The sequence below is a fragment of the Kitasatospora sp. NPDC056273 genome (genome assembly GCF_042268845.1).
In the GTDB taxonomy this organism is placed as follows: Bacteria; Actinomycetota; Actinomycetes; order Streptomycetales; family Streptomycetaceae; genus Kitasatospora.
Genome location: NZ_JBHJSJ010000019.1, coordinates 1 through 18,239 on the forward strand (window position 1 = coordinate 1; position 18,239 = coordinate 18,239).

General features: G+C 73.8%; 14 protein-coding genes and 1 pseudogene. 7 read left to right on the forward strand and 8 right to left on the reverse strand.

The window, feature by feature from the left end:
- Positions 1-86 precede the first annotated feature (86 nt).
- The 3 genes and pseudogenes from ACFCY1_RS18800 to ACFCY1_RS18810 all read left to right on the forward strand — a co-directional run.
- A pseudogene (locus ACFCY1_RS18800) lies at positions 87-2,339 on the forward strand (thioesterase domain-containing protein); the annotation flags it as partial.
- 115 nt (positions 2,340-2,454) lie between these two features.
- Positions 2,455-2,670: a hypothetical protein gene (locus ACFCY1_RS18805; protein WP_049658393.1), complete on the forward strand. Its 216-nt coding sequence runs from the start codon at positions 2,455-2,457 to the stop codon at positions 2,668-2,670.
- A 216-nt stretch (positions 2,671-2,886) separates the two neighbouring features.
- Positions 2,887-3,177: a muconolactone Delta-isomerase family protein gene (locus ACFCY1_RS18810; protein ID WP_049658392.1), complete on the forward strand. Its 291-nt coding sequence runs from the start codon at positions 2,887-2,889 to the stop codon at positions 3,175-3,177.
- A gap of 9 nt (positions 3,178-3,186) precedes the next feature.
- Here ACFCY1_RS18810 and ACFCY1_RS18815 read toward each other — a convergent pair whose 3' ends face one another.
- The 4 genes from ACFCY1_RS18815 to asnB all read right to left on the reverse strand — a co-directional run bounded on the left by ACFCY1_RS18815 (position 3,187) and on the right by asnB (position 8,640).
- The gene (locus ACFCY1_RS18815) at positions 3,187-3,639 is read right to left on the reverse strand and encodes a hypothetical protein (RefSeq protein ID WP_375875274.1); all 453 of its coding nucleotides are present in this window, start codon (positions 3,637-3,639) and stop codon (positions 3,187-3,189) included.
- Between the two features lie 126 nt (positions 3,640-3,765).
- On the reverse strand, positions 3,766-5,265 hold the full coding sequence (locus ACFCY1_RS18820; RefSeq protein ID WP_375875275.1) for a pyridoxal phosphate-dependent decarboxylase family protein: 1,500 nt from the start codon (positions 5,263-5,265) through the stop codon (positions 3,766-3,768).
- A gap of 163 nt (positions 5,266-5,428) precedes the next feature.
- Positions 5,429-6,547, reverse strand: a complete 1,119-nt coding sequence (locus tag ACFCY1_RS18825; protein WP_074004551.1) for a hypothetical protein — start codon at positions 6,545-6,547, stop codon at positions 5,429-5,431.
- 242 nt (positions 6,548-6,789) lie between these two features.
- Entirely contained in the window at positions 6,790-8,640 is a 1,851-nt protein-coding gene (gene asnB / locus ACFCY1_RS18830) for an asparagine synthase (glutamine-hydrolyzing) (RefSeq protein ID WP_074004552.1), read from the reverse strand.
- 216 nt (positions 8,641-8,856) lie between these two features.
- On the opposite strand from asnB, the gene ACFCY1_RS18835 reads away from it, so the two are divergent.
- Both ACFCY1_RS18835 and glmS read left to right on the forward strand, forming a co-directional pair.
- A complete protein-coding gene (locus ACFCY1_RS18835) occupies positions 8,857-9,132 on the forward strand; it encodes a hypothetical protein (RefSeq protein WP_049651654.1) in 276 nt (91 codons plus the stop codon).
- 124 nt (positions 9,133-9,256) lie between these two features.
- A complete protein-coding gene (gene glmS / locus ACFCY1_RS18840) occupies positions 9,257-11,083 on the forward strand; it encodes a glutamine--fructose-6-phosphate transaminase (isomerizing) (RefSeq protein WP_049651653.1) in 1,827 nt (608 codons plus the stop codon).
- A 111-nt stretch (positions 11,084-11,194) separates the two neighbouring features.
- Here glmS and ACFCY1_RS18845 read toward each other — a convergent pair whose 3' ends face one another.
- Both ACFCY1_RS18845 and ACFCY1_RS18850 read right to left on the reverse strand, forming a co-directional pair.
- Positions 11,195-12,133 (reverse strand): glutaminase, encoded by a 939-nt coding sequence (locus ACFCY1_RS18845; RefSeq protein WP_369808293.1) that lies wholly within the window; start codon positions 12,131-12,133, stop codon positions 11,195-11,197.
- Positions 12,134-12,329: 196 nt separating this feature from the next.
- Entirely contained in the window at positions 12,330-13,028 is a 699-nt protein-coding gene (locus ACFCY1_RS18850; protein ID WP_375875276.1) for a DUF3152 domain-containing protein, read from the reverse strand.
- Positions 13,029-13,479: 451 nt separating this feature from the next.
- Between ACFCY1_RS18850 and ACFCY1_RS18855 the strand changes: the two genes are divergently transcribed.
- The gene (locus ACFCY1_RS18855; protein WP_375875277.1) at positions 13,480-13,695 is read left to right on the forward strand and encodes a heavy-metal-associated domain-containing protein; all 216 of its coding nucleotides are present in this window, start codon (positions 13,480-13,482) and stop codon (positions 13,693-13,695) included.
- 85 nt (positions 13,696-13,780) lie between these two features.
- Here ACFCY1_RS18855 and ACFCY1_RS18860 read toward each other — a convergent pair whose 3' ends face one another.
- Positions 13,781-14,332 carry a DinB family protein gene (locus ACFCY1_RS18860; protein ID WP_375875278.1) on the reverse strand — a complete coding sequence of 184 codons (552 nt, stop codon included), beginning with the start codon at positions 14,330-14,332 and terminating at the stop codon, positions 13,781-13,783.
- Between the two features lie 106 nt (positions 14,333-14,438).
- On the opposite strand from ACFCY1_RS18860, the gene ACFCY1_RS18865 reads away from it, so the two are divergent.
- Positions 14,439-15,407, forward strand: coding sequence for a YafY family protein (locus ACFCY1_RS18865; RefSeq protein WP_049651650.1), 969 nt, complete (start codon positions 14,439-14,441; stop codon positions 15,405-15,407).
- Between the two features lie 1,485 nt (positions 15,408-16,892).
- Here ACFCY1_RS18865 and ACFCY1_RS18870 read toward each other — a convergent pair.
- Entirely contained in the window at positions 16,893-18,227 is a 1,335-nt protein-coding gene (locus ACFCY1_RS18870; protein WP_375875279.1) for a PLP-dependent aminotransferase family protein, read from the reverse strand.
- Positions 18,228-18,239 lie beyond the last annotated feature (12 nt).

The following is an 18,239-nucleotide window of genomic DNA, read 5'->3' on the forward strand; positions in this document are numbered from 1 at the left end:
CCGCAGTGGCTCCCTCCTCCGCCTTGCGATGCACGCACCCCAACGCCGCCCCGCCCGCCCTCCGGGCGGACGACGGGAGTTCGAAGACAGGCCCTGGCCCGGCCGGCACCTTCGGCCGCGACCTGGAACTGCTGAGCCTTCCCGAACTCGGCCGCGTCCTGCGGTGGTTCGGCCAGTTCCACAGCGAGGAGCGGCTGCTGCCCAAGTACGCCTACGCCTCGCCCGGCGCGCTGTACGCGACCCAGCTGTACCTGGAGACCGGCGGCCTGGACGGGCTCGCGGCCGGGCTGTACTACTACCACCCGGTCGAGCACGTCCTGGTCCGGATCGGCCCCGCCGGGGCGCGGCCGGGCCCGGATGGCGGGGCCTACCTGACGCTGCACTTCTCCGGGAAGCACGGCGCCATCGAGCCGGTCTACAAGAACAACATCCGGGAGGTGCTGGAGTTCGAGACCGGCCACATGCTGGGCGTCCTGGCGGAGGTGCTGCCCGAGTACGGGCTGGACGTGCGCCCGATCGGCCTCGACCCGGCGGCCAAGGACCGGCTGGACGTCGCCGAGGAGGACCACTACCTGGGCGCCTTCGCGGTCGTCCGGGCCGGCGGCCCGGCGCGGGACGAGGGCACCGAGCTGTACGTCCAGGCCCACGAGGGCCGGGTGGATGGTCTGCCGGGCGGCCTCTACCGGTACGCCGACGGCGAGTTGACGCACGTCTCGGAGGAGGTGGTGGAGTCCCGGCACGTGATCGCGATCAACCAGGCCGTCTACGCCCGGGCCTCGTTCGGCATCACGGCCGTCGCCCGTGCCGAGGAGGAGTGGCTGCGGTACATCGTGCTCGGCACGGAGCTGCACCGCCTCCAGCGCAACGGCTTGGGGCTGGGCCTCATGTCCTCCGGCTACAGCTCCAAGTCCGGCCACCCGCTGCCCGCTTCGCGCCGCATCGACGAGATCCTGGCCGGCCGCGGCATCACCCCGGGACCGTCCTACTTCTTCCTCGGCGGCAAGGTGAGCGAGGAGCAGATCCGCAGCGAGGGCATGCACGAGGACACCGTCCACATGAAGGGACCGGCCGAGCTGATCAAGGACCAACTGGCCACCCTGCTGCCCGACTACATGCTGCCCAACCGGGTGCTGGTGATGGACGCCCTGCCGCTCACCGCCAACGGCAAGGTGGACCTCAAGGCGCTGGCCGCCTCCGAGGCCGTCCGCACGGCCGACGTGCGCGGCGCGTACGTCGCACCCGCCACCGGGTACGAGCGGTGGCTGGCCGAGGCCTGGGGGCGGGCGCTGGGGTACCAGGAGGTGTCGGTGACGGACGAGTTCTTCGCCGTCGGCGGGAACTCGCTGATCGCCGTCGCCCTGGTCCACCGGATCAACCGCGAGTTCGGCGTCGCGCTGCCGCTCCAGGTGCTGTTCGAGTGCCCCCGGCTGGGCGACCTGGCCGCGCGCGTCGAACGGGCCTGCGGCGAGGGCGGCGAGCGCGCGGGCGGGGACACCGGCGGGAGCGCGGCCTCCCGGCTGGTGCCGCTGCACCCGGGGGCGGCCGACCGGGCCGTGTTCTGCTGGCCCGGACTGGGCGGCTACCCGATGAACCTGCGGCCGCTCGGCCGGGAGGCGAGTGCGGGCCGGGCCTTCTACGGCGTCCAGGCGCACGGCGTCAACCCGGGCGAGACGCCGTACCCGACCATCCGGGAGATGGCCGCCGCCGACGTCGCCGAGCTGCGCCGGGTGCAGCCGCGGGGGCCGTACACGCTGTGGGGCTTCTCCTTCGGCGCCCGGGTCGCCTTCGAGGCGGCCTGGCAGCTGGAGCGCGCCGGGCAGCGGGTCGAGCGGCTGCTGCTGATCTGCCCCGGCAACCCGAAGGTGCGCCGGGACGACGCCCGGTCGTGGGGCCGTGAGGCCTCGTACGCCAACCCGGCGTACCTGACCATCCTGTTCGGGGTGTTCGCCGGCCGGATCAGCGGCCCCGATCTGGAGCGCTGCCTGGCCGAGACGGTGGACGAGGCGACCTTCGTCGCCTCCGTGCACCGGATGCTGCCGGAGCTGGACGAGGAGCTGATCCGGCGGATCACCGGGATCGTCGGCGAGACCTACGAGTTCGAGTACAGCTTCCGCGAGCTCGCCGAGCGGCGGCTGGAGGCGCCGGTGACCGTCTTCAAGGCCGCGGGCGACGACTACTCGTTCATCGAGGGCAGCACCGGCTACTCCGCGGCCCCGCCCACCGTGGTCGACCTGGCGGGCGACCACTATGGGGTGCTGCGGGAGCACGGGGTGGCCGAGCTGGCCGCCGCGATCCGGGAGGTGGAACGGACGGGCCCCGGGGAGCTCCCGGGCCGCTGATCGGATGATGTGGACACGCTCACGGATGGCTCAGGATCCGTGAGCGGGGGAGCCCCTTCGGATAGGGATGGCTCGGCTTTTCCGCCGATCCCGTCTCCTCCGAAGGGGCTTTCCGATGTCCGTGAAGAACTCCGCGCTGGCCACCGCCTGTTGCGCCCTGCTGCTCGCCCTGCCGCTCGCCCTCGCCCAGTCGGCCGCCGCCGACAGCAACGGCCCCAAGACGCCCGAGGAGGCCGCCACCTGCCACCAGGTGCTCGGCGCCCTGCTCGGCGGCTTCGGGCCGATGCTCGGCGAGGCCGTCTGCGTCGTGCAACCGGCCGACAAGGGCTGACGCCTCCCGGGAATCCGCCGCCGGCGGTGGCCGCCCTCCTCGGGCCGCCGCCGGCGGAGCCGGATCCCGGGCCCGCGCCGGGTGCGGGGCCGCCGGAGGCCGGCTCCGGATTCGCCCGGCCGGCCCACCGGGTGCGGGCCGGTCGTGGCGGCGGTCGGGTGCCGGGCCGACGATGAGGGGGCGGGGGCGGGGCGGGGGCGAGAAGGGAGCAGGACCGTGCAGGAGTTCCTGGTCGAGATCACCACCAGCGTCCCCGAGGGCACCGCCGAGGAGGAGGTCGACCGGCGGCGCGCCGCCGAGGCCGTCCGCGCCCGCGAGCTCGCCGCCACCGGCCACCTGGCCAGGCTGTGGCGCCCGGTCGGCGAACGGCGCAGCATCGGCGTCTGGCGGGCGGCCGACGAGGCCCGGCTGCGCGCGGAGGTGCTCGGCAGCCTCCCGCTGCGGCCGTGGATGACCGTCGTGGTGACCCCGCTCGAACCGCACCCCAACGACCCGGGCCCGGCCTGAGGCGACGGCTCAGGCGATGCGGGTCGGCGCGTCCTGGAGGGTGTGGCCGGTGGCGGTCAGCAGCGTCGTCAGGACGGCCGGGGTGACCGGGTGCTCGGTGCGGAGGTAGAGCTCGTCGGCGGCGGGGTGGGGGTGCACGGAGAGCAGGGTGATCCGGTGGTCGGCGAGCGCCGTGCGGGTGTGGGCGAGGGCCGTGGTGCGCACCCGCCAGAGCGCGACCGGGGGCGGGGCGTGCGGTGACCACCAGCTGTGGAGCAGGGCGGTGGCGAGCAGGGCGAGCGCGGAGGCGGCCACGACGACCGGGCCGTCCGGGCCGTGGACGACGATCTTGGCGATGAGGTCGGCCGCCGTGACGGAGAGGAAGACGGCGGCGAGTTCGACGGTGTCACGGCGCCAGCGGTGGGTGCGGCGGGCACCGGGGCCGGCGGGGGCACGGAGGGGAGAGGGCTTCGAATGCTCCATGCCACCACCGTGCCCGACCGGTGTTTCCCGGTCGGGCATCCGTCGTGACCGGCCGGTTACGGTCCGCGCCGGGGTGTTACGGGAGGAACGCGCGGGGCCGAGTCGGGAGGCCGGGCCGCCGGTGGTCTAGCCGAGCAGGTCGCGGGCCGCGGCCTTGACCTCGGCGAGCAGGAGGTGGAGGTCGGCCTCCGTCGTGGCGGCGTTGAGGAGGCAGGCGCGGAGCAGCTCGGCGCCGTCCAGGCGGGCGCCGGTGACGAAGACCCGGCCGCGCCGCTGGACGGCGGCGGGGAGGTCGCGGTTGAGGGCGTCGCGGGCGGCCCCGTCCCGGCCGGGGGCGCGGTGGCGGAACGCCACGATCGAGGTCTGCACCTCGGCGAGCAGCTCCAACTCCTCGTCCGCTTCGACGAGTTCGCCGAGCCGGCGGGCCAGGGCGGTGCACCGGGCGATGTCCCGGGCGAGCCCGGCTCGGCCCTTGTGGGCGATGGTGGCCCAGACCTTGAGGGCCCGGAAGGGGCGGGTCTGCTCGGTGCCGTACTCGGAGAACCAGCCGAGCGCGCCGGCCGACTCGTCGCGCAGGTAGGACGGGACGAGGCTGAAGGTGCCGCGCAGTTCCTCGGTGTCGCGGACCAGCGCGCAGCCGCAGTCGACCGGGACGCCGAGCCACTTGTGCGGGTCGAGGGCGAGCGAGTCGGCGCGCTCCAGCCCGGCGTAGCGGTGGGCGATGGCCGGGTCGAGCCGGCCGAAGGCGCCGTACGCGCCGTCCACGTGCATCCAGAGGCCCTGCTCCTCGCAGAGGTCGGCGATCGGGCCGAACCCGTCCACCGCGCCGGCGCCGACGGTGCCGGCCGAGGCGACCACCAGGAAGGGCAGCAGGCCGGCCGCGCGGTCGCGCTCGACGGCCGCTCGCAGGTCGGCGGTGTCCAGCCGGCCGTCGGGGCCGGTGGCCACGGTGCGCAGCTGCCGGCTGCCGAGGCCGAGCAGCTCGGCGGCCTTGCGGACGCAGGAGTGGGTCTCGCCGGTGACGTAGCCGACCAGCGGCGGCAGGCCCGCCAGGCCCTCCTCGCGGACGTCCCGGCCGGCCCGCCGGGCGGCGCGGTTGCGGGCGGCGGCGAGGCAGACGATGGTCGCCATCGAGGTGCCGGAGGTGAGCAGGCCGCCGCCGGCCGGGTGCGGGAAGCCGACCAGTTCGGCTATCCAGCGGACCACGGCGCGCTCCAGGTGGACGTCGGCGTGGTCGCCGCCGGCCGAGCTGGGGTTCATCGCGGAGGCGGCGAGGGTGGCGAGCACCCCGGCGGGGGCGGGGGCGGAGTTGACCCAGCCGAAGAAGCGCGGGTTGCCGTTGCCCATCGGGTACGGCAGGACGTCCCGTCCGATGGCGCCGATCAGCTCGTCGAGCGGGCGGCCCTCGGCGGGCAGCGGGGCGTCGAGCAGGGCCCGGCGGGCGGTCTCGTCCATGGGCTGCCAGACCGGGCGTCCGGGCAGGTCGGCGAGGTAGTCGGAGACGAGGTCGGCGGTGGCGTGGGCGGCACGGCGGAAATCGGCGTCGGTGACGTCGGCGGCGGCGACGTCGGTGCCGGTGACGTCGGTGCCGGTGACGTCGGTGCCGGGGGAGTCCTCGGTGGTCATGGCGTGCTCCAGGGAGGCCGGGGGACGGGCTGGGCGAGGCGCGGCGTCCTTGGCGCACCCGGGTCAGGCGATGATCGGGTGATCCTACGCAAGCAGGCCCGCACCGTGCGGTGCGAGCCTGCTTGCTGAGACCCGGGGGCGTCGGTCCGGGGGACCGGGGGCGTCAGTCCAGCGAGCTGGACAGGCCGCTCGCCGAGCGGCAGTAGCCCTGCATCTCCTTGTTGGTGATCTTGGCGCAGAGCCGTCCGGCCGCGCCCCCGTCGGTGTAGTTGACCGTGTAGTAGCTGACCAGGCCCTCGGCGCAGGCCTTGCGCTGCCAGCCGTCGGCGGCGGTCGCGCACTGTTCGGACGCCCAGTCCTCGCGGTCCAGGTTGTACTTCATGGTGCGCGAGCCGACACCGCGGCTGCAGTCCACCGCCCCGCCGCTGGCCTTGCCGTTGAGGCACCACTTGAGGGCCTCGGCGTAGACCTCGGGGTGGTTCGGGTAGTCGTGCGAGGAGAGGAAGAAGGTCGGGGCGTAGAAGAAGCAGGCCGACTGGAACAGCGACGGCTGGTCCTTGCACGGGTAGAGCGGGTCCTGGGCGAGCTTGTCGGCGGGCAGGTTGGCCTTGGCCTGCTCGTCCTCCTCGTCCGGGCCGAAGAGCTGCATGAACAGGCCCTCGGAGCAGCGGATCCGGTTCTGGTCGGAGGGGAACTTGTTGCACAGGTCGCGCGCCTTGGCGACGTCCTGCTTGGCGACGAACATGGTGCCGTGGCCGACGCCGTGGATGCAGGGCCCGGTGTTCTTGGGCGCGCAGAGCTTGAGCAGGTCCGTCTCGGGCTGGGTGGAGGCGTTGAGCATCTCCTCGACCGCGCCGTGCAGGTAGCCGGCCGCGCAGGTCTCGTGCGGGAAGGAGATGACCTTCTGGAAGTCGGCGTTGAAGCGCTTGACCGCCGCGTGGCCGAGCTCGTGCGCGATCGGGTGGCAGAAGCGCACGGTGTACGGCTTCTCCTTGGTGATCTTGTCGAGGTCGGCCAGGGCGACACCGGGGTCGGTGGCGTCCATCTCGGCCATCACCTTGTTGCGCAGCGTGGAGCGGGTCCACACGGCGGGGTCGCCGGTCGGGGTGGCGCTCGCGGGGCCGGCCGCGGCCGGCCGGGCGCCGGCGGCGGGGGCCCCGGGGGCGACGGCGGTCAGGGACGCGGTGGCCGCCGCGGGCGACCAGTCGGTGACGGCCACCGACCCCAGGCCCAGGACGCCCAGGAGCAGGGCGGTGAGAATCGCGAAGACTCGCGGCTGCATGACGGGATCCCCCGGCGGATCGAGGTGAACGTTTCGCTCCCATCCTGACGGCACGTGAGCGGTAAGCCGCGATTTCGCCCGCCATTCGGGAGGTGTCGGCGACGCTATCGCACCGTGGGACCTCCGGGCCCGGCGGGATGGTTCCGCACAATCACCCGGACGGAGTACGGGGGCGCGGGCGTCGCCGGGTGCGCCGTTCGGGTGGCGGCACCCGCGCCCCACACGCGTTCAGGCCCCGGCGGTCAGAGCTCCAGCGTCACCCGGTACTCCGTCAGCCAGGCGTCGAAGTCCAGCGCGAGGTCGACGGCCAGCCGGACGGACTGCGGGTCGGTGTCCGGGGCGAGCGCGTCGGCGAGGCGCCGCCGGTCGAGCAGGTCCAGGGCCGGGGAGGTGCGCTCGACGGCCAGTCGGGCCAGTTCGGCGCGCAGCTTCGCCGGGTAGTGCGGGTCGGTGGTGACCGGGTACGGGCTCTTCGCCCGCTCGGCGACCGCGGCCGGCAGCACGTCCCGGACGGCGGCGCGCAGCAGGCTCTTCTCCCGCCCGTCGAAGGACTTCATCGCCCATGGGGCGTTGAAGACGTACTGGACCAGCCGGTGGTCGCAGAACGGCACCCGCACCTCCAGGCCGTTGGCCATGCTCATCCGGTCCTTGCGGTCGAGCAGGATGCAGACGAAGCGGGTCAGGTTGAGGTACGAGATCTCGCGCATCCGCCGTTCGAGCGGATCCGCCTCCGGCAGGTGCGGGACCTCGGCGACCGCCTCGCGGTAGCGGGCCCTGCGGTAGCCGTCCAGGTCGAGCTTGCGGAGCAGTTCGGCGTCCAGGAGGTGCTCGCGCGGGGTGGCTCCGCCGCCGGCGATGCCGGTGAGGCCGAGCGCCCAGGGGAAGTCGTCGACGGCGATGGTGGCCGGGTCGTGGAACCAGCGGTAGCCGCCGAAGAGCTCGTCCGCGGACTCGCCGGACAGCGCGACGGTGGAGTGGCGGCGCACGCCCCGGAAGAGCAGCAGCAGCGAGGTGTCCATGTCGCCGACGCCGTTGGGCAGGTCGCGGGCGCGCAGCACGACGGAGCGCCGGGCCGGGTCCGTCAGGTCGGCCGCGTCCAGCTCGACGACGCTGTGGTTGGCGCCGACGTGGTCGGCGAGCAGCCGGGCGAACGGGCCGTCCTGGGTCTGCCGGACGTCGTTGGCGTTGAAGGTCTCGCTCTGCCCGGCGAAGCCGACCGAGAAGGAGCGCACCGGGCCGGCCCCGGCCGCTCCCAGGGTCCGGGCGGCCAGGGCGGTGACGGCGCTGGAGTCCAGGCCGCCGGAGAGCAGTGAGCAGAGCGGGACGTCCGCCTCCAGCTGGCGGTGCACGATGTCGTCCAGCAGGGCCCGGACCGTGGCGACCGTGGCCTCCAGGCTGTCGCGGTGCTCGCGCGCCTCCAGCGCCCAGTAGCGGCGGACCGAGAGGCCCTCGCGGCGCACCCGCACGACGTGCCCGGGCCGGACCTCGTGGATGTCCCGGTACGGGGTGAGCCCCGGGGTGCGGGCGTAGCCGAGCAGTTCGCGCAGCCCGTCCAGGTCCACCACCGGGCGGACGGCGGGGTGGGCGAACAGGGCCTTGACCTCGGAGCCGAAGACCACGCCGTCCGGGGTGCGGTGGTAGTACAGGGGTTTGACGCCCATCCGGTCGCGGACCAGCAGCAGCTCCTCGCGCCGGATGTCCCAGACCGCGAAGGCGAACATGCCGTTGAGCCGCTCGGCCAGGTGCTCGCCCCACTCCAGGTAGGCGCGCAGCACGACCTCGGTGTCGCTGCGGGTGCGGAAGCGGTGCCCGGCCGCCTCCAGTTCCGCGCGCAGTTCGCGGTGGTTGTAGACCTCGCCGCTGTAGGTGAGCACGGCCAGCGTCCGGCCGTCGTGCTCGACCGTCATCGGTTGGACGCCGCCCGCGATGTCGATCACCGCGAGCCGGCGGTGGCCGAGCACGGCGTGCGGCTCCAGGTGGACGCCGCCGGCGTCCGGGCCGCGGCGGGCCTGGGTGGCCGTCATCGCGTCGATGACCCCCCGTTCGGCGGTGAGGTCGCGCTCGAACGCGACCCATCCGGTGATCCCGCACATCAGCAAGCCTCCGGTCTTCCGCTTCGTGTTCAGGGGGTCACGCTACGTGCGGAGTTGGCGCCGCTTCAAGGGGCTTTCGGGAACAGGGGCGAACGGGTGGCCGTTCGACGGCCGAATGTGAAGGATTCGTGGATGTGATCTGAAAGTCGTAATGTCTGCCCGATTTCGGGCAGAAACTTTGGCTTCGGCGGCCGGCCCGACCTAGGCTCCACACTCGTGCCGAGCTCACCCCACCCCCACGAAGACCTCCTCGCCCACCTCACCCGGACCAGCCCGCTCGGGCCCCGGGAGGCGGCGCGGGTCGTGGCGGAGGTGCTGGCGTACTTCTCCGAGAGCACCGAGGAGTACGTGCGCCGCCGCCACACCGAGCTCCAGGCACGCGGTCTGACCAACGAGCGGATCTTCGCCCGGCTCACCGAGGAGCTGCCGCAGCGCCGGGTCTCGGCGCCGGAGCTCTCGGCCCGCCAGCTGCGGCGGATCGTCTACGGCTGAGGCGGCCGAGGCGGCCGAGCGCCCGTCGCCCTCACCGCGCTCGCTGCCCACTGCCCTCGCTGCCCTCAGCGGGCTGACCGCCCTCGTTCCCGACCTTCCGAAGACTTCGAAGAGGAGACCACGCATGTGCGGAATCGTGGCCTACATCGGCCCCAAGGACGCGACCCCCTTCCTGCTGGAGGGGCTGGCGCGGCTGGAGTACCGCGGCTACGACTCGGCCGGTGTCGCCGTCACCGGGCGCAGCGGCGGGATCAAGCTCCGCAAGGTGAAGGGCCGGGTCGCCGACCTGGCCGCGGCCGTGCCGGCCCGGTTCAAGGGCACCACCGGCATCGGCCACACCCGCTGGGCCACCCACGGCGTCCCCAGTGACGCCAACGCGCACCCGCACCTGGACAACGCCGAGCGGATCGCCGTCGTCCACAACGGCATCATCGAGAACGCCGACGAGCTGCGCGCCAAGCTCGCCGCCGACGGCGCGGTGTTCCGCTCCGAGACCGACACCGAGGTGCTCGCCCACCTGATCGCCGCGAACGTGGCCGAGGGCGTCGAGCTGGAGGACGCGGTGCGGGCCGCGCTCGGCCGGGTGGTCGGCACCTACGGCATCGCGGTGCTCGACGCCGAGCGGCCGGACCGGATCGTCGTCGCCCGCAACGGCAGCCCGATCGTGCTGGGCATCGGCGAGAAGGAGATGTTCGCCGCCTCGGACGTCTCCGCGCTGGTCCGCTACACCCGCCAGGTCGTCCACCTGGAGGACGGCGAGCTGGCCACCGTCCGGGCCGACGGCTTCCGGACCTTCACCGAGGACGCCCGCACCACGCACCGCCAGCCGTCCACCGTGGACTGGGAGGTCGACTCCTACGACACCGGCGGCTTCGAGCACTTCCTGCTCAAGGAGATCCACGAGCAGCCCGGCTCGGTCGAGCGCACCCTGAGCGGCCGGCTCGACGAGCGCTTCGCCACCGCGCACCTCGGCGGCCTCAACCTGGACGCCCGGGAGCTGCGCGAGATCCGCCGGGTGAAGATCCTCGGCTGCGGATCGGCCTACTACGCGGGCGAGATGGGCGCGCAGCTGATCGAGGAGCTGGCCCGGATCCCCGCGCACAGCGAGCCGGCCTCCGAGTTCCGCTACCGGAACCCGGTGATCGAGGCGGACACCCTGTACGTCGCGGTCAGCCAGTCCGGCGAGACCTACGACACGCTGGCCGCCGTCCAGGAGGTCAAGCGCAAGGGCGGCCGGGTGCTCGGCGTCGTCAACACGGTGGGCAGTGCTATCGCCCGAGAGTGTGACGGCGGTATCTACCTGCACGCCGGTCCGGAGGTCTCGGTCGCCTCCACCAAGGCGTTCACCTCCACCGTGGTCGCCTTCGCGCTGCTCGCCCTGCACTTCGGGCGCATCCACGACCTGTCGCCCGCCGACGGGCGCCGGATCGTTTCCGCGCTCAAGGCGCTGCCCGACCAGATCCGCGAGGTGCTGGAGCAGAGCGAGGCCATCGCCGGACTCGCCGCCGAGTACGCCGACTCCGCGGGCATGATGTTCATCGGCCGGGTGCGCGGCTACCCGGTGGCCCGCGAGGGCGCGCAGAAGCTCAAGGAGATCTCCTACGTGCACGCCGAGGCCTACCCGGCGAGCGAGCTCAAGCACGGCCCGCTGGCGCTGATCAGCCCCGAACTGCCCACCGTGGCACTGGTTCCGGACGACGAGCTGCTGGACAAGAACCTCACCACGCTGGGCGAGATCAAGGCCCGCTCCGGGCGGGTCATCGCCGTCGGCCACCGGCGGCCGGAGGAGAAGCTCGCGGACCACTGCATCCTGGTGCCCAAGAGCGAGCCCGAGCTGGACCCGCTGCTGCTCAACATCCCGCTCCAGCTGCTCGCCTACCACGCCGCCGTCGCCCTGGGGCGGGACGTGGACAAGCCGCGCAACCTCGCGAAGAGCGTGACGGTGGAGTAGTTCCCCGGAGCCTCGGGGGAGGGCGTCCTCGGAGCGGAGGGCGCTCGTCACGGACCCGCGGGTCCCGGTCGCTGTGCGGACGGCCGGGGCCCGCGTTCCGCTGTCCGCGGGTCAGAAGACCGAGCAGCCGGACAGGGTGGTCAGGGTGTCCAGGGCGGCGACCGCGGCGACGGAGTTGCCGGCCTGGTCCAGGCGCGGGCCCCAGGCGCAGACGGCGGCGCGGCCGGGGAGTATCGCGAGGATGCCGCCGCCGACGCCGCTCTTGCCGGGCAGGCCCACGCGGAACGCGAACTCGCCGGCGGCGTCGTAGGTGCCGCAGGTGAGCAGGACGGCGTTGATCCGCTTGGTCTCGCTGCGGGACATCAGCCGGGTGCCGTCGGCGCGCACGCCGTACCGGGCGAGGAAGGAGCCGGCCAGCACCAGGTCGCGGCAGCTGGTCGCGACGGCGCAGTGGGCGTAGTAGTGCTCCAGGACGGTCTCGACCGGGTTCTCCAGGTTGCCGTGGCTGGCGATGAAGTGGGCCAGCGCGGCGTTGCGGTGGCCGTGCTCGGCCTCCGAGGCGGCGACCACCGGGTCGGTGTCCAGCAGCGGGTTGCCGGACTCGCGGCGCAGGAACTCCCGTACCGCGCCCGAGGCGTCGCCGGTCATGGTGTGGAGCCGGTCGGTGACCACCAGGGCGCCCGCGTTGATGAACGGGTTGCGCGGGATGCCGTGCTCGGTCTCCAGCTGCACCAGGGAGTTGAACGGGTTGCCGGACGGCTCGCGGCCGACGCCCTGCCAGAGGGTGTCACCGCCGTAGGCCACCGCGAGGGCGAGCGAGAACAGCTTCGAGACGCTCTGGACGGAGAACGGCCGCTGCCAGTCCCCGACACCGTGCAGCTCCCCCTCGACGGTGGCGACGGCCATGCCGAAGGCCTCCGGGTCGGCGGTGGCGAGGGCCGGGATGTAGTCGGCGACCCGGCCCCGGCCCGTGGTCGCCCGGGCGGCCGCCTCGGCGGCCTCCAGCAGGACCGGCCAGTCCAGGTACTCCCCGCCGGGCACACCGTTCAACGCTTCTCCTCCACCGGCACCGACTGGGAACACGACCGGGACCGGGCGCGCGGTGCGGGTGCGTCCGGTCCGACCAGGATTATCCGTGTTTCGGGCGGGTGGGTCGGGAGGGGGGTGGGTGGTTCGCCCCGCGAGGCGTCGGGGACGGTGGTGCCGGGTTGTGCCGCTCGGCGGTGTGCGGCGGCGTGCGGGCCGGCTACGGGGCGTCGGTGGGGGCCTGGACGGGCGGGCCGGTGAGCAGGGTGCCGGTGTCCGAGTACGGCCAGCCGTTGGGGACGCAGCCGTGCAGCCCCTTGATCTGCTGCATCATCACCGGCGCCGGGGCGCCCGGGCCGGGGCAGTCGACGTGGCCGTTGCCGAGGATGTGGCCGACCTCGTGATTGACGGCCAGCGCGTGGTACTGCTCGGGCCTGCCCTGGTAGAACTCGGACAACTCGGTCCAGCGGGTGAGGTTGACGACCACCTGGTGGGTGACGCCGCAGTTCACCCAGCCGCCGGTGTCCAGCCCGTACTGGCCGCAGATCCGGTCGGTGGACTTCGGGGTGGCCAGGTAGACGGTGAAGTCCACCGGGTCGGCGGGCATCCGCTGGAACGAGGCCGTGCCGCCGGCCGCCCAGCCGTGCCGGACGTCGCCGAGGACCGCGTCCACCTCGGCGGCGAACTGCGCCGGGCTCTCCGCGATCCCGTCCTCCACCCGCACCTTGTAGCGGTACAGGTGCTCGCCGGTGCCGAAGCGGGCGGAGCCGCCCGGCGCGGTGGTGAACGCCAGCCGGTCACCGTCCCCGCCGCTCCACGGCTGCCACCAGAGCAGCCCGGCGGTCAGCGCCGCGACCAGCGCGAGGGCGGGCAGAGCGTGCCGGGGCTTCCAGCGGCGCAACCGCGCGGGCGCCCTCACCGGCCCGCTCCCGCCGCGGCCAGATGGCCGTACACGCCGCGCAGGGCGGCGTGGGCCATCAGGAGGGCGGTGGTGTCCGGTCGGGCGTGGATCGGGGCCAGGGTGGACATGGCGGAAGTGCTCCAGGACGGGATCGGCGGGCCGGGGCGGCCGATCGGCGACCGGGCCGTCGCCCGGTCGTGCGAAAGGGTGGTACCTGGAGGAACGGGGCGGGGTGCGGCGGCGGTTCAGGGCGCCTTCGCGGTACGGGGCGCCTTCGCGGTTCGGGCGGTGGCGTGCGCACGGTGCCGGCCCCTGTCGGACGGGAGGCCCGGGTGGTTCCCGGAACCGCTCGATGGTGTCACCCCGGCGGCGTGTCCCTGGGCGGCGCCGTCGGATTCGGGTGTCGTAGGGCGGGTCGATCCGTCCGGGTCGGACCTGTCCCGAGCGAGCTGCCATCGGAGGCGCCGTCATGTCCACCACCGCTGTTTTCACCGTCGACGGCATGAGCTGCGGCCACTGCGAGAAGACGGTCAGCGCCGGGCTCGCCGTCCTGCCGGGCGTCACCGACGTCAGTGCCGACGCGCCGAGCGGCCGGGTCACCGTGGCCTCCGCGCAGCCGCTGGACGAGGCCCTGGTCCGCCGCGTCGTCGACGGGGCCGGGTTCACCTTCGTCGGGCAGGACTGAGGGCGGTTCCGGGGCGGGGCGGTCCGGGGGCGCGGGGCCCGTCGGCTGTCGTCGACGGGCCCCGTTGCCGTCCCGTCGGCCGGGCTCAGCCCATGCTCTTCGCGCCGTCCAGGGACTCGCGGATGATGTCGGCGTGACCGGCGTGCTGGGCCGTCTCGTTGGCGATGTGCAGCAGCACCCGGCGGGCCGACCACTCGGCGTCCGCCTCGAACCACGGGGCCTTCGGCAGCGGCTGGGTGGCGTCCAGGTCGGGGAGGGAGGCCACCAGCTCGTCGGTGCGCACGGCCACCTCGGCGTACGCCGCGAGGACACCGGCCAGCGTCTCGCCCGGCAGCATGCGGAACTCGTCCGCGCGGCGGGCGAAGTCCTCCTCGGTCCAGGCGGTGAAGTCGGGCATCGCGGACGGGCCCTGCACGATGAACTCCGCCCAGAGCCGCTCGACGCTGGTCACGTGCTTGATCAGGCCGCCCAGGCACAGCTCGCTCGCACAGGTCCGCAGGCCGACCTGCTCGTCGGTGAGGTCGCGGGTGGTGAAGCGCAGGAAGTGCCGCTGCTTCTCCAGGGCCGCCAGGAGGTCGGCGCGCTCGCCGGTGAGGTTCTGGGTGGCGGCGGGGGTGGTGGTCGTGGTCATCGTCATGGCCTTTCGCTGGGTTCCTGCTACGGGTTCCTGCTCCCTCGGACAAGAACAACGCTACGGACCATTGCGGTCACTTCCTGTCCTGAATCCCAGGGAGAATCGACGCATGGCGAACACCAGCACGCGGACGCTGCGACTGCTCTCCCTGCTCCAGACCCACCGGTACTGGCCGGGCGACGAACTGGCCGACCGGCTCGGCGTCTCCGTCCGCACCCTGCGCCGCGACATCGACCGGCTGCGCGAACTCGGCTACCCCGTCGAGGCCCAGCGCGGCGTCGACGGCGGCTACCAGCTGGCGGCGGGCGCGGCGCTGCCGCCGCTGGTGATCGACGACGAGGAGGCGGTGGCCCTCGCGGTCGGCCTCCAGGCGGCGGCCGAGAGCCCGGTCGAGGGCGTCGCCGAGGCCTCGGCGCGGGTGCTGGCGAAGGTGGTCCAGGTGATGCCGGCCCGGCTGCGCCGCCGGGTGGAGGCGCTGCGCGCGGTCACCGTCCCGGTGGACTGGGGGACGCGGACGGGCACGGGCGTCGACCCGGACGTCCTGACGGTGGTGGCACTCGCCTGCCGGGACGGCGAGCGGGTGCGGTTCTCGTACACGGCCGCCGACGGGCGCGGTACCGACCGGCACGTCGAACCGCACCGGCTGGTCTGCCTGAACCGCCGCTGGTACCTCGTCGCGTACGACCTCGACCGGGCCGACTGGCGCAGCTTCCGCCTCGACCGCCTCACCGCCCCGACCGGCAGCGGCGCCCGCTTCGCCCCCCGGACCCTCCCGGCGGCCGACGCGGCGGAATTCGTCCGCGCGGGCCTCAACAGAATGCCCCGACCGCACCAGGTGGAGGCCCTGATCGAGGCACCGGCGGAGTTCGTCCGCGCCCGCGTCGGCCGCTGGGGCACCGTGGAACCCGTCACCCCGCACCGCTGCCGCCTACGGATGACCGCCGACTCGCTCGACTGGCCCGCCATGGCCCTCGGCTCCCTGGGCGCCGAATTCCAGGTACTCGCCCCGGACGCCCTCCGGACCCTGCTCACGGACTGGAGCACCCGCTTCGCCCGCGCAGCGGCGGAGGGGGAGTAGGCGTAGGAAGTCGGCCTGGCCGACTTCCGGCGTCGGCAGTCCGCGCACCCCGCTGCCCCTGGCTGTTGCTTGCCCGGCCCCGGTGCTCGCCCCTGTCCCTGGGGCGCGGCCGGGGGCGGTTGGTGGCGTGGGAAGTCGGCCCGGCCGACTTCTGGCGTCGGCAAGGGGCGTGGTGCGCCGTTCTGACGGGCGCTTCGTCGTGGTCTGCTGCTTCGGTGCTTGCCATGGTCGGACGACGGCCCGTTGCGGCGGAGTAGGAAGTCGGCCCCGCCGACTTCTGGTGTCGGTAGTCCGTGCATCCTGCTGCGCCTGGCTGTTGCTTGCCCGGCCCCGTGTTTGCGCCCGGCCTTGGCCTTCATGCTCGCTCCGGTGTCGGTGCTCGCCCCTGTCCCTGGGGCGCGGCCGGGGGCGGTTGGCGGTGTGGAAAGTCGGCCGGGCCGATTTCTGGCGGGTGGCCATCGGCACATCACCGCCTCGGCCCGGTGCCGGCGTCGGAAGTCGCCCGGGCTGAGTGCTGGTGTGGCCGGTGAGTGTGCCCCGGCCACCGAATGCCGTGCTTCCGGTCTGAGCAGCTGTGGCGGCATGACCGGTGTTGGTGGAGCAGGAAGTCGGGCCCGTCGACTTCTGGCGCCGGTCTGGGCGGGTTCGGGTTTGTGGCGGGCCGGTAGGTGGAGTGGGAAATCGGACCCGTCGACTTTTGGCGCGGGCCCTGGGCGGGTTCAGGCCCAATGGCATTTGGCGTGGGCGTGGGTGCCGTGTGGGTGTGGGGGGCGGTGGCGGGTCGTGGCGTGGGAAGTCGGCTTGGTCGACTTCTGGTGCTGACAGTCCGCGCACCTTGCTGCGCCTGGGCGGAGTTTGCCCCGCCTCTGCCCTCACCCTCGGCCTTCGCCTTCGCCCCGTCCCTGGGTTGAGGCCGAGGGTGGGTGGTGGCGTGGGAAGTCGGCTCGGCCGACTTCTGGCGTCGGCAAGGGGCGTGGTGCACCGCTCCTGCGGCCGCTTCGTCGTGGTCTGCTGCTTCGGTGCTTGCCATGGGCGGACGACGGCCCGTTGCGGCGGAGTAGGAAGTCGGCCAAGCCGACTTCTGACGGGTGGCCATTGGGGCGTTAGCGCCTCGGCCCGGTGCAGGTGCAGGTGCTGGCGTCGGAAGTCGACGTGGCTGAGTGCCGGTGTGGCCGGTGAGTGTGTCCCCTGCCAGCGAATGCCGTGTTTCTCCGGTCTGTGTAGCTGTGGCGGCAACCCTCGGAGACCCGCCACGGCTGGCTGGTGGTGGCGGAGTGGGAAATCGGACCCGTCGACGTACGCGCGGGCGTGGGGGATCAAGTGGGGCTTGTCAGGTGGGGGTGGGGCGGGTCCTTGTGGGCGGGGTGGCGTGGGAAGTCGGCTTGGTCGACTTCTGGTGCGGCTGCTGTGCTGAGGGCGGGTCGGGTGGGGGCTGGCGTGCTGGCAGCGTGGGAAGTCGGGGCCGTCGGCTTCTGGTGGTGGGGGTCAGGGGGCGATGGCTTCGAGGGTGGTGCGGAGGTGGGTGAGGACGGTGGGGAGGGTGGGGAGTGGGGGTGTGGCGAGGGCGAGGCGGAGGGCGTTGGGGTGGTGGGGGGTGGTGGCGAAGGCGTCGGCGGTGGAGATCAGGATGCCTTCGGCGGCCAGGGCGGCGGCTGCGTGGTCGGGGCGCTGGTGGGGTTCGAGGGTGAGCCAGAGGATGTAGGAGGTGGGGTGGGCGGTGGTGGTCAGGCCGGCCAGGGCGGTGCGGGCGATGGACTGGCGGGCGGCGGCGTCGGTGCGGCGTTCCTGTTCCAGCCGGGCGACCGTGCCGTCGGTGAGCCAGCCGGTGGCGAGGGCGGTGATCAGGCCGGGGGCGCCCCAGGCCGCCGCGCGCAGGCTGGTGGTGGCGGCCCGGAGCAGGTGGTCGGGCAGGACGGCGAAGCCGAACCGCAGGCCCGGTGCCACGCTCTTGGAGAGGCCGGCCAGGTAGCAGGTGCGTTCGGGGGCGAGGGCGTGCAGGGGCGGGGGCGGGGCGGCCTCCAGGAAGGCGTAGGTGCCGTCCTCGATGAGGGTGAGGCCGTGGTCGGCGGCGAGCCGGACGAGGCGTTCGCGCTGTGCCGGGGCGAGCACCCAGCCGAGCGGGTTGTGGACGGTCGGCTGGGTGTACACCGCCCGTACCGGCCGGGTGCGGCAGAGCCGGTCGAGTGCGTCGAGGTCCGGGCCGTCGGCGGTGACCGGGACGGGCGCCAGGTCCAGTCCGTGGGCGGCGGCGAGCAGTTTGATGCCCGGGTAACCGAGCGCGTCCACGGCGAGGACGTCCCCGGGGCGGGTGAGTGTGCGCAGGACGCAGTCCAGGGCCTGTTGCGCCCCGCTGGTGAGCAGGACGTTCTCGGGTGCGGTGTCGATCCCGCGGTCCAGCAGGTGGGTGGCCACCGCGGCCCGGTCGTGCCGGTGGCCGCCCGGCGGGTGCTGGCGCAGCAGGGCCTCGGCGTCGCCCGAGGAGGCGAGCGCGCGCAGGGCCTGCCGCAGCTGGTCGCCCTGCCCGGGGGAGAGCGGCTGGTTGAAGGAGAGGTCGGCCACCCGGGGCACGGGGAGCGCGCGGGAGGGTTCGAGGCCGTCGTAGCCGGAGCGCAGCCGGACGAAGGTGCCGCGGCCCTGCTCGCCCACCACCAGCCCGGCGGCGGCGAGTTCGGCGTACACCCGGGTGGCGGTGGCGAGGGCGATCCGCCGCTCGCGGGCGAGGGTGCGGTGGGTCGGCAGCCGGGTGCCGGCCGGGAGCGCGCCGGAGCGGATGGCGGTCGCGTACTCGTCGACGATGGCCTTGTAGGAGGGCGGTCGCACGGGTCACCTGCC